14 protein-coding genes and 1 riboswitch are annotated in these 16,819 nt (G+C 64.0%); of the genes, 3 read left to right on the forward strand and 11 right to left on the reverse strand.

All coding sequences use genetic code 11. The annotated features are described in order from the left end of the window. Positions 1 to 1,146, forward strand: a 1,146-nt coding sequence (gene proS / locus PF446_RS01850) for a proline--tRNA ligase (RefSeq protein ID WP_298069121.1), incomplete at its 5' end; no start/stop codon positions are given. Between the two features lie 235 nt (positions 1,147 to 1,381). After that, positions 1,382 to 1,708, forward strand: coding sequence for an H-NS histone family protein (locus PF446_RS01855; RefSeq protein WP_298069123.1), 327 nt, complete (start codon positions 1,382 to 1,384; stop codon positions 1,706 to 1,708). Positions 1,709 to 1,799: 91 nt separating this feature from the next. Here the strand turns inward: PF446_RS01855 and PF446_RS01860 are convergent, their stop codons facing one another. From PF446_RS01860 to PF446_RS01905, 10 genes are all read right to left on the reverse strand, one after another. Further along, positions 1,800 to 3,056 (reverse strand): threonine/serine exporter family protein, encoded by a 1,257-nt coding sequence (locus tag PF446_RS01860; protein ID WP_298069125.1) that lies wholly within the window; start codon positions 3,054 to 3,056, stop codon positions 1,800 to 1,802. Between the two features lie 187 nt (positions 3,057 to 3,243). Then, on the reverse strand, positions 3,244 to 4,620 hold the full coding sequence (locus PF446_RS01865) for an ATP-binding protein (RefSeq protein WP_298069127.1): 1,377 nt from the start codon (positions 4,618 to 4,620) through the stop codon (positions 3,244 to 3,246). Between the two features lie 65 nt (positions 4,621 to 4,685). Continuing rightward, a complete protein-coding gene (locus PF446_RS01870; protein WP_298069129.1) occupies positions 4,686 to 6,029 on the reverse strand; it encodes a sigma-54 dependent transcriptional regulator in 1,344 nt (447 codons plus the stop codon). A 113-nt stretch (positions 6,030 to 6,142) separates the two neighbouring features. Further along, positions 6,143 to 7,369: an FtsX-like permease family protein gene (locus PF446_RS01875; protein WP_298069131.1), complete on the reverse strand. Its 1,227-nt coding sequence runs from the start codon at positions 7,367 to 7,369 to the stop codon at positions 6,143 to 6,145. A gap of 9 nt (positions 7,370 to 7,378) precedes the next feature. Beyond that, on the reverse strand, positions 7,379 to 8,680 hold the full coding sequence (locus PF446_RS01880) for an ABC transporter permease (RefSeq protein WP_298069133.1): 1,302 nt from the start codon (positions 8,678 to 8,680) through the stop codon (positions 7,379 to 7,381). A gap of 122 nt (positions 8,681 to 8,802) precedes the next feature. Beyond that, positions 8,803 to 10,020 (reverse strand): FtsX-like permease family protein, encoded by a 1,218-nt coding sequence (locus PF446_RS01885; RefSeq protein ID WP_298069134.1) that lies wholly within the window; start codon positions 10,018 to 10,020, stop codon positions 8,803 to 8,805. An 11-nt stretch (positions 10,021 to 10,031) separates the two neighbouring features. Continuing rightward, positions 10,032 to 11,357, reverse strand: coding sequence for an ABC transporter permease (locus tag PF446_RS01890; RefSeq protein ID WP_298069136.1), 1,326 nt, complete (start codon positions 11,355 to 11,357; stop codon positions 10,032 to 10,034). 77 nt (positions 11,358 to 11,434) lie between these two features. Continuing rightward, a complete protein-coding gene (locus tag PF446_RS01895) occupies positions 11,435 to 12,151 on the reverse strand; it encodes an ABC transporter ATP-binding protein (RefSeq protein WP_298069138.1) in 717 nt (238 codons plus the stop codon). Positions 12,152 to 12,263: 112 nt separating this feature from the next. Next, a complete protein-coding gene (locus tag PF446_RS01900) occupies positions 12,264 to 13,532 on the reverse strand; it encodes an HlyD family efflux transporter periplasmic adaptor subunit (protein WP_298069140.1) in 1,269 nt (422 codons plus the stop codon). A gap of 526 nt (positions 13,533 to 14,058) precedes the next feature. Then, on the reverse strand, positions 14,059 to 15,051 hold the full coding sequence (locus PF446_RS01905) for an aldo/keto reductase (RefSeq protein WP_298069141.1): 993 nt from the start codon (positions 15,049 to 15,051) through the stop codon (positions 14,059 to 14,061). Positions 15,052 to 15,165: 114 nt separating this feature from the next. Beyond that, positions 15,166 to 15,265, forward strand: a riboswitch (yybP-ykoY riboswitch). 93 nt (positions 15,266 to 15,358) lie between these two features. On the opposite strand from PF446_RS01905, the gene PF446_RS01910 reads away from it, so the two are divergent. Further along, positions 15,359 to 15,931 carry a TMEM165/GDT1 family protein gene (locus PF446_RS01910; protein WP_298069143.1) on the forward strand — a complete coding sequence of 191 codons (573 nt, stop codon included), beginning with the start codon at positions 15,359 to 15,361 and terminating at the stop codon, positions 15,929 to 15,931. A 658-nt stretch (positions 15,932 to 16,589) separates the two neighbouring features. Here PF446_RS01910 and PF446_RS01915 read toward each other — a convergent pair. Beyond that, positions 16,590 to 16,819 (reverse strand): phosphatidylglycerophosphatase A (locus PF446_RS01915; RefSeq protein ID WP_298069144.1); only part of this gene is annotated, 230 nt, incomplete at its 5' end.

Raw genomic sequence — 16,819 nt, forward strand, 5'->3', positions numbered from 1 at the left:
CGCTTTCGCGCCGTGCAGGCGGACACCGGCACCATTGGCGGCAACGCCAGCCACGAGTTCCAGGTGCTGGCTGAATCCGGCGAGGATGCGATCGCCTGGAGTGACGGTTCGGACTACGCTGCAAACGTGGAGTTGGCCGAAGCCATGGAGCCTTCCGGTGAACGACCCGCCGCATCGGTCGAACTGGAAAAAATCGACACGCCGTCCCGACGCACCATCGACGAAGTCGCCACCTTCCTCTCGGTATCACCAGACCAGTGCGTGAAGACCATCCTGGTGCGTGGCCATGAGGGTCTGGTCGCACTTTGCGTGCGCGGCGATCATGAGATCAACGAGATCAAGGTCGCCAAGCTGGCCGAACTGCCCGGCGCATCGGTTCTGGCAGACGAGTCCGAGATCCTGAAGGCCGTAGGTACGCGACCCGGCTTCATCGGACCGGTCGGCATGCCCGAGGACATTCCGGTCATCGTCGACCGCAGCGCCGCATTGCTGGCCGACTTCGTCTGCGGCGGCAACACCGTGGACACGCACTACATCGGTGCCAACTGGGAACGCGACGCCCGCATCACGCGCGTGGCTGACCTGCGCAAGGTGGTCGAGGGCGATCCTTCGCCGGATGGCCAGGGCCAGTTGCATATCGCACGAGGCATCGAGGTCGGTCATGTGTTCCAACTCGGCGGTCGCTATGCGCAAGCCATGAGCGCCACCGTACTGGACGAAAACGGCAAGGCCCGACCGATGTTGATGGGATGCTATGGGATCGGAGTCAGCCGTATCGTTGCGGCTGCGATCGAGCAGAACCATGACGAGCGCGGCATCGTCTGGCCTGACCCGATGGCTCCCTGGAGCGTGGTCATATGCGTGATCGGTTCACGCAACGGGACTGCAGTCCAGGACACCGCCCATGCACTCTACGAGGAACTGCAATGCCTTGGCATTGACGTCCTGCTCGACGACCGGGGTCTGCGTCCGGGACCGATGTTTGCGGACATGGAACTGATCGGCATCCCGCATCGCGTCGTGGTCAGCGAACGCGGTATCGAAGCAGGCACATTCGAATATCGTCACCGTAGCGATACCGAAAATCAGGCAGTAAACCGTGAATCGCTTATTTCCCTGCTGACGAACGCAAGCACCGCGGATTAAACAGGCAGGGGATTTTTGCCATTTTCCATTAGCGCGATATCCACTGCCCCAATACATCCTGCAGCCCTTTGCGACGCGACTGCATATCAATGCAGCCGGTCATTCAGAAATAAGCTGTACCGGTTATTAACCGCGTATTTTGCATTGCACCCTGAAATAAGCCAGAATTTCGTCTGCCGTGTCGTGTAGTATCCCGCCGGCACACTGTTTCCCTACATCAACCCGGAGTAAATCCATGGCCGTCGATATCACTAAACTGACGCAGACCCAGCTCAATGACCTGATCAACAAGGCCGAACAACGCAAGGACGAACTGGAAAAGGAAAAAGTCGTCAAGGTCCGTGAAAAGATCAACAAGCTTCTAAAGGACGAAGGCTTCACCTTCGAAGACGTTTTCGGCGCACGCGGTGCACGCCGTACGCGCCGTACCGGCAAAGTGCCACCGAAGTACCAGAACCCGGCCGATCCGGCCCAGACATGGTCCGGCCGTGGCAAGCGCCCGCGCTGGTTCAATGCCGCCCTCAAGGCCGGCAAGAAGGAAAAGGATCTGTTGATCAAATAATCCGTTTTTGGATTTCAGCGTCAGGGATGCAGTGAAAACGCCGGCCAAATGCCGGCGTTTTCACATTTGGTTTCCACCAGCGCCAGGCCGATTACAGGGAGCGCCGGGGCGCCACCAGCAAATCACCGAACAGCAGCCCAGCCACAAGGGCAATCAAAAGCGTTACCAGTAAAATCGCCGTCTCGGTGCCGCTATGCACATTACGCTGCGCCAGATACGCCAGGGTCTGGTAACCGACGCTTCCAGGCACCAGAAGGATGATGCCGGGCTCGCGGACAATCGCTCCGGGACGATGCGCGAACCGGGCATACAGATTGCCCAACGCACCCAGCACCAGGCCGCCTGCGAATACCCCGAAACCCGGCCCGAACTGCAATCCGGCCTCACGCGCCACCACATAACCGAGCATGGCCGAGAGCGCGACCAGCAGCCAGTCGCGCCGCGCGGCAAGAAACACCAGCGCAAATCCGAATGTACCCAGCACCAGGGCAGGCCACTGCACCCATCCGGGCAAAGGCGGCGCGACGGGTAACGGAAGCTTGAATCCAAACGCCTTGGTGGCGGTGAACACCACCATCACCCCGAAGATCAGCTTCAGCATCGAGGCCAGGCCGCCGAACAACCGGGAGACACCGGACGCCAGGTGCTGTGCCGACAACTCCCGCACCGCGGCGGTCAACATCATGCCCGGCACCAGTACGATCAGAGCGGACAACACCACCAGGTTGACCCGGATCGGAACGATCCAGGCACTGACAAGGCTGGCCCCGGTGGCAGCCAGAATCGCCGCCACCGCCTCGGAGGCGAGCGCCAGACGAGGAAATCGCGACGCGCCCAGGACCACCGCTCCAATCATCGCGCCCAGTACCGAAGCGGTCAGCGCATCGGCAAGGGAGGCGTGCAGCAGCACCGCGAACCCCAGCACCGACAAGGCGAAACCGAAGACCATGCCCAGCTTTTGCATGCGGGTGAGTGGTTTGGACATCCGGCGCAGCTCACGCGCGCCCTCCTCGATGCTGATCGAGCCATCGATCACGCCGTCGGCCACTGCATCGACCTCGCACAAGCGCGCAAGATTGACATCGCCGGGTGGCAGCCGGATCACCTGGGTCACCTGCGCGATGGAATCGTCACCCTGAGCCTGGTCGGCGAAGGAAAGGATGATTGCGGTGGGACTGGACCAGACCTCGGCGCGCAGCCCGATGCGAAACGCAGCGCTTGCGACCGCATCCTCCAGACGCGGCGCAGCGGTTCCGTACTGGTGCAGCCGACGCGCCAGCTCGAGCACGAACGTAATGCGGGTATTCAGGGCGGTAGCGGTTACCGCGACGGCCTCGCCCCCGCTCATGCAAAGCTCCGCTTCGCCTGGACACCAGTCCATTGCAAATTTGGTATTCGCGTTGGCGAGGCCTTGGCATCCATCATCAAAACTCAGGGTAACGTGCGAAACATCGCGGCGACACCGCCGCAATGGGAGTGAAGGCGCGAAGTATAGGTGAATTGGCACAGCCCACGGAACGTGGGCCGACAGCCGTTCAGCTGTGCACCAACGGAAGCATCAAGGTCACTCGCAAACCACCTGCATCCCGATTGGCCAGACTCAGACGGCCTCCATGCGCCTCGGCGATCTCACGCGCCAGCGCCAGTCCCAATCCGGTCCCCGAACGCTTGGTGGAATAAAAAGGAAGCAGCGCCTGCGCCAGTACCGCCTCGTTCATGCCCCGCCCGCGATCCTTGACCTCGATACGCCAATCCGCACCGACCTGTTCAATGGACAGCGTCACATCGTCCACCGCCGTACCCGATTCGTGAGCATTCTTGATCAGGTTGATCAGGGCCTGCTCGACCTGCCCTGCGTCAATCCGCGCCGGACGCTGCGGAAGTTCACCAAGCAGCTTGAAGCGACAGTGCGGTTCCAGCGCATCCACCAGGCTGCGCCAGTCGACATCAGCCAGCCGCGGAATCGGCAACTTGGCCACGTCCGCATAACCACTGATGAACTGGTGCAAGTGATGCGCACGTTCGGAGATTCCAGAAAAGACGCCGGCGAGTCGTTCGATCTCACCACGCCGGACCAGCTCCGCACCGGAGTGCGCCAGGGAGGAGATCGGCGCCAGTGAATTGTTCAGTTCGTGACTGATCACCCGGATCACACGCTTCCAGGTGGCGACTTCCTGGCGCGACAATTCACGGGTCATGCGACGGAACAGGTACAGCCGATGCACACGCCCCTGCAGGCGAAACTGCCGCTGCGAGACATGAAAGGTTTCCTCGGTCCCGCCCATCTGTACCGGGAATAGTGCGTCGCGCCCATTGCGCACGATCTCGCGCATCGCCTCCGACCCGGCCTCCAGGTGCTTGTCGAACGACCCGCCCTCCATCGAGGTGCCCTCGTTGAACAGCTGCCTTGCGGCCAGGTTGGCATAGGTCACGTGGTCGTGGGCATCGACCAGCACCAGCGCCACGGGGGTTTTCTGCACCACCGTGTCCAGGAGCAGTTCGCGCTGCACCAGATGCTGGCGTTGCTCGCGCAGCGTGTGCCCGAGTTGGTTGTGCAGGCGCACCAGGTCGCCCAGTTCATCGGTGCGCCGCGTGGCGATTGAAAAACTGAAATCACCGTCACGGTAGCTGACCACTGCGCCCTCGAGTGCTCGCAGCAGGCGCAGCAATGGCCGGGCCAGACGGCTGCCCAGCCAGGCCGCCAGCGGCACCAGCAGCACCAGCGTCACCAGCAGGCCTCCCAACGGCGTGGCCAGCCAGCGGGCATCCAGCTGGGTACCGGTCAGTTCGGCAAAACCCTTTACCAGCTGCGGCAGGGGCCACTGGGTAACGCCCGCATACAGCAGGGCACCGAGCAGGGCGGCCATACCGGCCATCGCGGCCATGCGACCTTGCAGCGACCTCAATTGCATGCGCCCCCCGGACCCGTGGCCATCCCGCATTCGGTCATGCCGTGCACCTCACGATGTTGTGCGACTCACGTCCCGATGCCGTAGCGTTGCATGCGCCGGTACAGCGCCTGGCGCGAAAGGCCCAGCGACTGTGCGGCGCGACTGACCACGCCATCGTGTTCGGCCAGCGCGTCGCGCACCGCTTCGTGCGAAGGCTCGTCGAGATTGCGCCAGGCCGGTGCGGATTCGGATTCGGATTCGGGAAGGTTCAGATGACGCGGCTGGATCGGTTCATCCTGCACCAGCAGACAGGCGCGGTCGATCGCATTCTTCAGCTCGCGCACGTTGCCGGGCCAGGGATGAGCCGTCAGCACCTCTCGGGCCTCGTCCGAAAGCTGGGCACGGCCCTCCAGGAAATGGTCGGCCAGCGGCAGAATGTCGTCGCAGCGCTCGGCCAGTGGCGGCAGGTTCACCTCGATCACGTTGAGGCGGTAGTACAGGTCCTCGCGGAACGTGCCCGCGGCGATCATCGCCTTGAGGTCGGCATTGGTGGCGCTGATCACGCGCACTTCGGCCTTGCGCATTCGCCCGGAGCCGAGCCGTTCGAACTGGCCGGTCTCGATCACGCGCAACAGCTTGACCTGGCCCGAAAGCGGCAGGTTGCCGATCTCGTCCAGGAACAGCGTGCCGCCGTCGGCCATCTCGAAACGGCCCTCCCGGGCCTTGTTGGCGCCGGTGTACGCGCCGGCATCGGCGCCGAACAACTCGGCCTCGATCAGCTCGCTTGGCAACGCCCCGCAGTTGACCGCCACGAACGGTCCCCGGCGAACCGGCGAATTGAGGTGCACGATCTGTGCGATGCGCTCCTTGCCGGCGCCGTTGGGTCCGGTGATCAGCACCGGCACGTCCGAGCGTGCCACCTGGCAGGCCAGCTCCACCGTGCGACCCATGGCCTCGGAGGCGAACACCAGGCCATCCAGGTCGTAGCGGGCGTGCATCTGCGCGCGACGGCGGCGCCGTTCGCTGCGCGTGCGGCTGACCTCGCGGGTGGATTCGGACAGTTCCAGCAGGTTTTCCACCGTGGTCAGCAGCTTGCTGTCATCCCACGGCTTGGCCACATAGTCGGCGGCACCGGCCTTGACCAGTTCCACTGCGGTCTCCAGATGCGTCCATGCCGTCAGCAGGATCACCGGCAAGTCCGGGTACTGCTCGCGGATGCCCTGGAACAGCGCCACGCCTTCCTCGCCGGAGGTGGTGTCGGCGGTGAAATTCATGTCCTGGATCACCACGTCGATCCGGTCACGCGCCAGCCGCGCCAGCCCCTCGGCCTGGGAACCGGCCACGATCGGCCGGATGTCCTGCAGCGACAGCAGCAGCGACAGTGCCTCGCCCACGGCCGGGTTGTCGTCGATGATCAGGACGGTTCTCATCTTGCTTCGATGCATACCCTGTTGGATGCGCCAAGGCGCGAAAACGTTGCCATCTTACGTGGCTCGCGAGCCACGGCCCACCGCCTGAGGCGATGCAAGACCTCCTCCATGGGTCATACCGACCGCGTGGCCACCACCGGCGGCACGTTCGAGGCGCGCAGCGCTGGACCGAGCACGGAAAACTGGCCGATCAGCCACAACGTCAGGGCACCGATCGGCAGGAAGTACCAGGGCATGCGTGCCATTTCGTAATGCTGCATCAGGTACAGGTTGGCTCCATAGGCCAGGATCATCCCAAGCGCAACCCCGAGGCTGCTGATCAGGAAATTCTCGGTCTGGAAGTAACGCAGGATGTGTCCGCGCGTGGCCCCGACCGCGCGGCGGATGCCGATCTGGCGGCGACGCTGTCCAACCCAGAAGCTGCTCAGGCCGACAATGCCGAACGCCGTGACGGCTATCATCACCGCGCATACCAGCACCAGCATCCAGGCCATGGAACGCGTATCGGCGAAGTACGCATTGCGGATGTCGCTGAACGTCCTGCCCTTGACCACCGCTGCGGGTTCCAGCTTCGACAGCTTGTCGATCGAAGCCCGCAGCACGCGGTCGCGATCAACCGGCGCGCTGCGTACGATGTAATCGTTCATTGCACTCTCGACCGGGGCCACGGGCAGGAACACGCTATGGCTGAAGCTGCGCGCGTCACCGCCGTTGCGGTTCGGGCGCAGCACGTTGTCGACGATACCGACCACGGTATAGCTGTAGGTATCCCCCATGTACAACACCTTGCCCAGCGCGGAATGCCCGGGCCACATGCGCGCGGCAAAGCTGCGGGTAATCACGGCGGCATGCCCGGTCGGCATGAAGGACGTGCCCAGCGTGCCGGCCGCATACTCGTCGGCATGGAAGAAGCGGCCACGAAAAAGATGCAAGCCGAGCGCCTTGTCGCCACCGGAGGTGATCAGGTACTCGGCCACATTGACGTACTTGTCGTCAAAGCCCTTGGTTGCCGGGTCGGTGGTGAAACCGGTGTTCCAACCGTTTTGGCTCAACGGAACGGTATTCATCAATGCCACCGCCTGCACGCCGGGAATTGCGCGCAGGGTTGCCAGGTTGCGTGCGATGACGTCCCTGGCATGGTCGGGATCGGTGCCCTGCACGGTGACCACCGAGATGCCCGCCTGGTCGATCGCATTCGGCAGGCGGATGTCACCGATGCGCTGACCGATCATGAACACGGCGTTGCACAGCACGGCGCAGGCCAGCGCGATCTCGAGCACGATCAGGGTCGTCGGGATGCGGTGCTTGCGCAAGCTGGAAAAGATGGGACGGATGTTCATGCCGACTCCTCAGGATGCTTTCAGTTGCGGCGCCGGCGCCAGCACGCAAGCTCGCCAGGCGGGCAACACGCCGGCAATCATGCTGGAGACCAGGGCCACCACGAAGGTGAACGCGAACATGCTTAGATCCAGGTGCGCCAGTCCGGCGTACTGGGCCGGCTGGTGGCGGATGCCCCACAGGCCCAGTTCGGCAAAGGCCAGCCCCAGCAGTCCACCGGCCAGGCCGATGATGCCGGCCTCGACCATGAACTGGGCGAATACCGTTCTGCGTGTGGCGCCGAGTGCGCGCCGCACACCGATCTCCTGGGAACGGCGCAGGCATTTGGCCAGCAGCAAGCCGACGGTATTGACCACGCAGATCAGCAGGAACCCGAACGCGATCCAGGCCTGCAATCGGACATCGTCGGGCACCACCTGCGACTGCCGCAGCCACTGCATCAGGTCAGGCATGGCCGTCTCGGGGCGATGCAGGCGTCCCAGCGCCATCTGCTGCCTGACGTAGTTGGCAAGGAACGACCGGTAGGCACGCGCCTGGGATGCCGTGGGCAAGTCCACCCACATCCCCAGCCACACGCACGGAGCCCTCTTCAGTTTGCTCAAGTCTCCGGTGTCGTAGCAATTGAGATTGCTTGGCCTCATCTTGTCTGCCAGGGCCGTCTGCAGCGGCAGGAACACGCCGTCGCCATCACCGTAGCTGCGCCCCCCCAATCGCACCGCATAAAACCGTGGCTGCAAGGACCAGGGCGCCAGCACGCCAGCCACGCGGAAATCGTGACTGCTGATGCGCAGCGTGCGACCGACGCTGTTGGCTCCGCCGAACAATTTCTGGTTGAGTGTGTCGGAGATCACCACCACGCGTGCATGTGCCTCGCCATCACGGGCGCTCCAGCCCGATCCGTAGCGGAACGGTACGTCGAACATCGGAAAAAAGTCGGACGTGGTCATGACCGCATCGCTGAAGAAAGGGCGCTCGCTGCCCTGCACCGGCATCACTTTGGCATGGGTCAGCGCCATCACCGCCTGGTGGCGCGCCTTGTGCAGCTTCAACAGATTCATGGCGTCGGTATAGGTGAGCGTCGGCATGGGGCGCGTCTTGCCCGCCACAAAACCTTGCGCGGGACGCGGATCGACCTGCGGGTAGTACAACTGCGCGCTCTTTTGCGGCAACGGGTCGCCCGAAAGCAGACGCAGCACCGTCAGCGTGGTGATCGACGCACCGATGCCCAGCGCCAGCGCCAGCACCATCAGCGCGGTGAGCACCTTGTTGCGCTTGAGGCTGCGCAGGGCCAGGTCCAGGTAATAACCGAACATCAACATTCTCCGGAAAAGAGGGTGCATCTCGTGAGGGCATGCATGGCTCGCAACGCACCGGAAAGATGGTGGGGCCGCCCTGAGGTTTGCATACGCATGGAATTCATCCTCGTCTGCTCCATTCAGACTGATCGAGTAGCCACGACGGGCGGCACATCCGACGCACGCAGGGCCGGCGCCAGCACGGCCAGCTGGCCGAGTACCCACAGCACCAGAGCGCCGATCGGCAGATACACGAACGGAAGCCGCGGAAGTTCGTAGTGCCGCATGAGCAGCAGGTTGATTCCGTAGGCCAGAACCATGCCCAGGACAATGCCGCCGGTGACGATGAGGAAATTCTCGGTCTGGAAGTAGCGCAGGATGTCGCCACGCGTGGCGCCCAGCGCGCGGCGGATGCCGATCTGCTTGCTCCGCTGCGCGACCCAGAAGCTGGCCAGTCCGACGATGCCCAGCGCGGTAATCCCCAGCAGCGCGGCGATCACGCCGACCAGCAGTTCGGTCATGGCGCGGTCGGTGCGAAAATAGCGATGCCGCAGGTACCCGATCGTGTGGCTCTGATCCAGATCCAGCACCACATTGGGGGCAACCTTGCGGATGGCCGCCCGCGCCTGGGTCATCACCCGGTCCAGGTCGGCAGGACGGTGCACGCGGATCAGGTAGCTGCCCGCCAGCTGGGGGCCGGGCATGGCCGGCACGAACACCGACCATTGCGCCTGGCCCGGACCGAAACCGGCCGGATCCGGCTGGGAAAGATGATCGAGCACGCCGATGATCCGGAAATGCGTGCCGATGCCCCAGAACACCTTGCCCAGCGGATTCTCGCCGGGCCACAGGTGCGCCGCCAGCGCCCGGGTCACCAGCACCTGGGCGGCATCGGGCACGTACTTGTTGATCGTGCCGAACTCGTCGGGCCTGGGCAGCCGACCGGCCACCAGGTGCAGCCCAAGGGCCTTCGCCGCCCCCGGGCCGGCGGTGTAGAAGGTGACCACGCCAGCGTTGTGCTTGAACGAGGGCTCCAGGCTGACGCCGGCGTTGGCGGTCGACTGGCCGAACGGGACCGTGTTGACCACGCTCACCGACTGCACGCCGGGAATCTTGCGCAAGCCCGAGTTCACGCGGGCATTGAGGTCGTTGGCGGTCGCGGAATCGAAACCCTGCAGCTTGATGTAGCCGAGCGAGGGCTGGGCCACGCCGCTGTCCACGTGCATCGCCGATAGCCGGCCGGCAATCATGAAGCAGGCATTGCACAGCACCGCGCAGGCCAGCGCGATCTCCAGCGTGATCAGGAGGGTGGCCAGGCGATGCTTGCGCAGGGCGGAAAGTACGGGACGAATCTGCATGACGGCCACGCTCACAAGGTCTTCAGCTGCAGAGCCGGTGCAATCCGACTGGCACGCAGGGCAGGCAACGTGCCGGCCAGCAGGCTTACCAGCAGTGCCAGCACGAAGGTGACCACGAGCATCGACAGGTCCAGGTGCACCAGGTCGGCATACGGCGTGTCCTGGTGGCGCACGATCCACAGACCGAGCAACGTCAGCAGCAGACCGCCGAGACCACCGACCAGACCGATCAAACCGGCCTCGGTCAGGCACTGCGAGAACACCGCGCCGCGCGAGGCACCGAGCGCGCGACGCACGCCGATTTCGCCGGCGCGCCGCAGGAACTTGGCCAGCAGCAGGCCCACGGTGTTGAACAGGCAGATCGCCAGAAAGGCGAACGCCAGCCAGGCCTGCAATTTCACGTTGCTCGGCACCACATGGTTGAAGGCCAACCACTGCATCAGGCTCATCATCCGTGTATCTGTATTGGCGAAGCGTCCCAGTGCCTTCTGATGGCGCGCATAGTTGGCGATGAACCGGCGGTAGGCATGGATCTTTGCGGGCGTGTCCAGCTGCACCCACAACCCGACCCAGGCGCAGGGCGAGTCCACCAGGTGACCGGGCTTCTTGGGCATGGCCCAGCAGCTGAACTGCTGGAAATGGCCGTCGTTGATCTGCAGGCTGCTGAAGAAGGGCGTGAACACATCCTCCGTGCGGGAATAGAAGCTGGCGGTGTTGCCCTGGGCATAGCGTCCGCCGCGTACGTCGTAGAACTGCGGCGAGGGTCGCCATGGGGCCAGCACGCCGACGATGCGTACGGCAGTGTTCCTCAGCAGCAACATATGGCCCACGCTGTCGGCACCGCCAAACAGCCGGTTGTTGAGGTACGAAGAGATCACCGCGACCCGGGCACGGCCTTCGTCGTCGGCGGGCGTCCAGGCGCTGCCGTACTGGAACGGAACCTTGAACATGGGAAAGAACCCGGCTGTGGTGGAAAGCATCGTCAGCATCCGCGGCGGACCCTTCGACTCCGGTGCCTGCAGCTTCACCGGGCTGTCGGCGACCAGAGCCTGGCGATCGGCATGATGCGCGCGCCACAGGTCGACCGCCGAGCGGTAGTCGAGCATGTCCATGGGGTGCGGCGGCGTGCCGGTATATCCGGCGGGCGTGGCATCGACCTGCGGATAAAAAATGTGCGCGCTGCGCCCGGGCAACGGGTCGCCCGAGAGCAGGTGCATCACCGTCAACGTGGTCATGGCCGCGCCGATGCCGACCGCGATGGCCAGCACCATCAGCGCGGTGAGCACTGAATTGCGCCTGAGGCTTCGCAATCCCAGTTGCAGATAGTAGGCAAACATCGCGTGACTCCGTCAGGTTCCCCACGGGGAACGACAGGCCGGACCGGGTCCGGCCGTTGCGCATCGGCCAACCGGCCTCAGGCCATCGATCCGGCCGCGGACGGATCGGCGTGAAAGCGAGGTTCCTCGGCCAGATCCACCTCCTGACCGTCGATGATGTGCACGTTGCGCTGCGCGCGGGCCGCCAGTTCCGGATCGTGGGTGACCATGACGATGGTCGCGCCCTCGCGATGAATGTCCTCGAGCAGCTCCAGCACACTGCGCGCCATCTGGGTGTCCAGATTGCCGGTGGGCTCGTCGGCGAGCAGCAGGCGCGGACTTCCGGCCAGGGCACGGGCAATGGCCACGCGCTGCTGCTGGCCGCCGGACAACTCGGCCGGATAGTGCTTGGCGCGCGAGGCCAGACCGACGCGTTCCAGCGCGTCCATGATGCGCTGCTTGCGCTCGGCCGCCTTCATGCCGCGATAGCGCAGGGGCACTTCGACGTTGTCGTGGACATTGAGGTCAGGAATCAAGTTGAAGGCCTGGAAGATGAAGCCGATCTTCTCGTTGCGGATCTTCGAACGTGCGTTGTCGTTGAGTCCGCTGACGTCGGTGCCGTCCAGCAGGTATTCCCCGCCGGTGAACGTCTCGAGCAGCCCGGCGATGGTCAGGAAGGTGGTCTTGCCGGAGCCGGATGGACCGGTCACGGCGACGAACTCGCCTTCCTTCACGTCGATGTTGAAATCGCGCAGGGCGTAGGTCTCCACCACTTCGGTGCGGTAGACCTTGGACAGGTGGGTCATCTTAAGCATGTCATTTTTCCTTTAAGCCAGCAGAGAATCGACGCTTTTCAAACAGTGCGGCCACGGATGGCCGCTTTCTTTTGCTTTCGTGTTCATGGATGAACACATAGATCACGAATCTTCAGTCGCTGATCGTCACGCGATCAGCACCGTTGAAATTATCGGTACCCGAGATCACGACCTTGTCGCCGACCTTCAGTCCTTGCAGGATTTCCACCTTGTCGATGGAACTGGCGCCGACGCGGATCGGTGTCTTCACCGCGATGCCGTCGTGCACCACGTAGGCGTAGCGTCCGCCCGACTCGTCCACGAACGAGCCGCGCGCCACGGTCAGGACGTTTTCGCGCTTGTCCAGGACGATGCGTACCGAAAGGCGCTGATTCTGGCGCAGGTTTTCAGGCTTCTTGCCCTGGAAGCGCACACGCGCGGCCACCTCGCCGCCGACCACCTCGGGCGAAATTGCGCTGACCTTGCCCTGCCACTGATTGCCATTGCCGCTGATCTGCGCCGGCATGCCCACGCCCAGGTCGCGGGCGAAGCTTTCCGGCACCTTCACTTGCACCTCGAGCGCGGACAGGTCGATCACGCTGAGCAGCTTGGCATCCCTGGCCACGGTGGCACGCGGGGCCACGAACAGCTGTCCGATCTGACCGTTGACCGGCGAACGCACATGCAACTCGTCGACCTGGCGCTCATAGTCCTTGACCAGCAATTGCTGGCGGTCGTGCGCGAGTTTCTTGGCCTTGATGTTGAAGTCCAGGCTGTCGTTGTCGAGGTTGAGATTGCTGCGTGCGTTCTGCAGCTCGATCTCGGCCTTCTCCAGCTTGTCTTGCGCACGGTCGACGTCGGACTTCGAATAGGCACCGTTGTGGAACGCCTGCAGGTAGCGCTGGTAATCGCGCCGCGCGCTCTTGGCGTCAATCTGGGCAATCTCGAAGGCCTGCTTGAGCGCGCCGCGCTGCTTGCGCGCGTCGATCCTGGCGCGCTGGTAGTCAACCTCCATCGCGTCCAACTGCGATTTTTCCTGGGCCAGCTTGTTGTTCAGTTCCGGGCTGTCGATCACGGCCATGACCTGGCCTTTCTTCACGCTGTCGCCCGCGTGCACACGCAGCGACACCTGGCCCTGTGAATTTGCGTACAGGGTCGGACGTACCGCCGCGACCACGCGTCCGTCGGCCGCAATGTCGTTGACGAAGGAACCACGCTGCACGGTGGCGAATGAGAGTCGCGAAACGCTGACCGAGCTTTGCGCCGAGAGCATGCGGCGAATGCTCGGCAACACCAGGGCCACCAGCACCAGAAACACGATCACGCCGCCGATCCAGAGCATGCGGCGACGTTTCGGATTGACCTCGATCAGTCGGTCAGTGGCGGATGTATCTCGAATCATTCCGGTTTCCCCTGCACCCGACGGGCGCATTCATGCGGGGATGCAGCAAGCCCTGTGCCAGCGGCCCGGATATGTTTCAAGATATTGTTTTACATGGATTAAAAAAACGAATCCAGGGACACCACAGGTGTCCGCGGACACCGTGCGGACACTTCCGTACGGCGCCGCGGGCAGCCCCTTCGGTTGGCTCCATGCCAGATCAAGCTACCTGAGTACCGCCGCACACAGAGGGGCGGCGTGCGCACAAATACGGGCCCCTGCTGTGTCCACCACCCCTCCTCTGGGGTCATCCTCCGAGGTGTGCGCGCCCGGGAGCGAACGCCATCGGCGGGACACGATGATCGCAGCGGCATGAACCGGGAGGCGCAGGTGAACGAGCCACCGCTGAGGTTCGGGCGTCTGCCGCTGTCGCGGTCACCGAAGCGACCGGATGATCGGTCTGCACAGGCGTTTCCACGCCGCGGCGCTCATGGGGTTACGGCCTGATCTGAAGCCGTATCGCGTGAAACCGCCTGCGCAAGGTCGATCAGAGGGCATCCTGATAATCGGATCCTTTGCCGAGGATGTCACCGATGCGCGCAACGACCGCGTCATCGATGCGATCGACATGCTCCAGGGACTTGAGATTTTCCTCCAGCTGATGGGTCTTGCTGGCGCCGATCATGACCGTGGATACGTGCGGGTTCTTCAGGCACCAGGCCAACGCGAACTGCGCCGGCGGGATGTCCAGGTCGCGGGCCAGGTCGGCCACGGCGCTGGCCTTGTCCAGCAGCTCGCCGTCCTCGATCAGCGCATCGCGCAACCAGGCGTAGTCGGAGATATTCAGGCGAGAATCCTCGGGTACGCCGTCGCGATACTTGCCGGTCAACAGACCCGAGGCCAACGGTGACCAGGTGGTGGTGCCCATGCCGAACTCGTCGTACAGCGGCGCGTACTCGTTTTCGAACCGCTCGCGGTGCAGCAGGTTGTACTGCGGCTGCTCCATGCTCGGTGCATGCAGGTGGTTGGCGCGCGCCACCAGGTGCGCCTCGCGGATCTTCTCCGCCGGCCACTCGGACGTGCCCCAGTACAGCACCTTGCCCTGCCGGATCAGGGTGTCCATGGCGAACACGGTTTCCTCGACCGGGGTCTCCGGGTCGGAGCGATGGCAGAAGTACAAATCCAGGTAGTCCACCTGCAGGCGTTCGAGGGCCTGGTCGCAGGCCTCCATCACGTGCTTGCGCGACAGCCCGCGCTGGGTCGGCGCCGGATCCTTGACCGCGCCGAAATAGACCTTGCTCGACACGCAGTAGCTGTCGCGGCGCCAGCCCTGATCCTTGATCGCCTGACCCATCACGCGCTCGCCATCGCCGGCGTTATAGGTTTCGGCATTGTCGAAGTAGTTCACGCCGTGGTCGTAGGCCATGGCCAGCAACTCACCCGCCTGCTTGCGCTCGACCTGGCGGCCGAAGGTGACCCACGCGCCATACGAAAGCGCGGAGAGTTTGAGTCCGGAGCGACCCAATCGACGATATTCCATGCTGCATCCTCCTTTACCGGGAAACCATCAAGTATGCCAAGCCCACGCCGAACCTGAAGTGAAGGGCAGCCTGATTGCGTCGCGGGTTGGCCTGCAGTAGGCTTTGCGGCGCTCCATCGGGGAGTAGCCGGGCGCAGGCGAAACGCCGCGCAGCGCGCGTCAACACACTTGATCGACCGATCATGGCGCGTGCGGCACGAAATCACTTCGTGTCCGGCAAGACCGTTGGTTCACGTGCAGCGACCCGGCCGGGGCGAGGCGCGCGAATCATCGTGTCCCACGTTTCCCCGGCCCCTGGAGTCTCTCCGTGCAGACCTTCCTGATCGCCACCGGCACCGTCGCGTTGGCGGAAATGGGCGACAAGACCCAGTTGCTTTCGCTGATCCTGGCGGCCAAGTACCGTCGCCCCTGGCCGATCTGCATCGGCATCGCGCTGGCCACCGTGGTCAACCATGCCATGGCCGGTGCCGTCGGCGAACTGCTGGCGCACTGGCTGACCCCGCGCGTGCTGCACTGGGCCGTGGTGGTCTCGCTGCTGGGCATGGCCGTGTGGACGCTGTTCCCGGATCGCATGGACGAGGACGAAGCCCATACCGGTACCGCGCACAGCGTCATGGTCGCCACGATCATCGCCTTTTTCCTGGCCGAGATGGGCGACAAGACCCAGATCGCCACCGTGGTCCTGGCTGCCCAATACCATCCCCTTTGGCAGGTGGTGGCCGGCACCACCGTCGGCATGCTGCTGGCCAATGTGCCGGTGGTCTGGCTGGGCTCGCGCTTTTCCACCCGCCTGCCGCTGCGCGCCACGCGCTTCGGCGCCGTGTTGCTGTTTGCCGCGCTGGCGGCATGGATCCTGTGGAGTGGCGGCACAGGCCTGTAGCCCGGATAAGCAAAGCGCATCCGGGGCGGACATGCCCAATGCGGTACAGGCGCGCCTTGCGTGCCATCCCGGATGCGGCCTGCGGCCTTATCCGGGCTACGGGGCTCAACGCAGGATATGCAGCGCGGTTTCCTGTAGCCCGGATAAGCAAAGCGCATCCGGGACGGACTGCCCAATGCGGTACAGGCGCGCGTTGCGTGCCATCCCGGATGCGGCCTGCGGCCTTATCCGGGCTACGGGGCTCAACGCAGGAAACCTGCAGCCCGGTTACCTGTAGCCCGGATAAACAAAGCGCATCCGGGGCAAACGTGGCCAACGGTGCAAGCGCGCGTTGCGTGCCATCCCGGATACGGCCTGCGGCCTTATCCGGGCTACGGGGCTCAACGCAGGAAATACAGCCCGGACACCTGTAGCCCGGATAAGCAAAGCGCATCCGGGGCGGACGTGCCCAACGCGGTGCAGGCGCGCGTTGCGTGCCATCCCGGATGCGGCCTGCGGCCTTATCCGGGCTACGGGGGCTCAACGCAGGAAGCCTGTAGCCCGGACACCTGTAGCCCGGATAAGCAAAGCGCATCCGGGACAAACGTGCCCAAACGGTGCAGGCGCGCATTGCGTGCCATCCCGGATGCGGCCTGCGGCCTTATCCGGGCTACGCGGCTCAACGCAGGAAATGCAGCCCGAAGCCCAGCACGATGGCGGCGAAGATGCCGGCCACCACGTCGTCGATCATCACCCCGATGCCGCCCTTGAGGCGTCGGTCCAGCCAACCGATCGGCCAGGGCTTGAGCACGTCGAAAAAGCGGAACAGCGCGAAGCCGGCAAGAATCGCCCACCACGGTGCCATGACGGCGGGTAGCAGCGCGATCCACTGGCCGATGAATTCGTCCC

Source organism: Oleiagrimonas sp. (assembly GCF_027858935.1).
GTDB lineage: Bacteria > Pseudomonadota > Gammaproteobacteria > Xanthomonadales > Rhodanobacteraceae > Oleiagrimonas.

Coding starts and splice junctions, on each gene's coding strand:
- PF446_RS01855 (WP_298069123.1), top strand. CDS start 1,382: ATGGCCGTCGATATCACTAAACTGACGCAGACCCAGCTCAATGACCTG.
- PF446_RS01860 (WP_298069125.1), bottom strand. CDS start 3,056: ATGAGCGGGGGCGAGGCCGTCGCGGTAACCGCTACCGCCCTGAATACC.
- PF446_RS01865 (WP_298069127.1), bottom strand. CDS start 4,620: ATGCAATTGAGGTCGCTGCAAGGTCGCATGGCCGCGATGGCCGGTATG.
- PF446_RS01870 (WP_298069129.1), bottom strand. CDS start 6,029: ATGAGAACCGTCCTGATCATCGACGACAACCCGGCCGTGGGCGAGGCA.
- PF446_RS01875 (WP_298069131.1), bottom strand. CDS start 7,369: ATGAACATCCGTCCCATCTTTTCCAGCTTGCGCAAGCACCGCATCCCG.
- PF446_RS01880 (WP_298069133.1), bottom strand. CDS start 8,680: ATGTTCGGTTATTACCTGGACCTGGCCCTGCGCAGCCTCAAGCGCAAC.
- PF446_RS01885 (WP_298069134.1), bottom strand. CDS start 10,020: ATGCAGATTCGTCCCGTACTTTCCGCCCTGCGCAAGCATCGCCTGGCC.
- PF446_RS01890 (WP_298069136.1), bottom strand. CDS start 11,357: ATGTTTGCCTACTATCTGCAACTGGGATTGCGAAGCCTCAGGCGCAAT.
- PF446_RS01895 (WP_298069138.1), bottom strand. CDS start 12,151: ATGCTTAAGATGACCCACCTGTCCAAGGTCTACCGCACCGAAGTGGTG.
- PF446_RS01900 (WP_298069140.1), bottom strand. CDS start 13,532: ATGATTCGAGATACATCCGCCACTGACCGACTGATCGAGGTCAATCCG.
- PF446_RS01905 (WP_298069141.1), bottom strand. CDS start 15,051: ATGGAATATCGTCGATTGGGTCGCTCCGGACTCAAACTCTCCGCGCTT.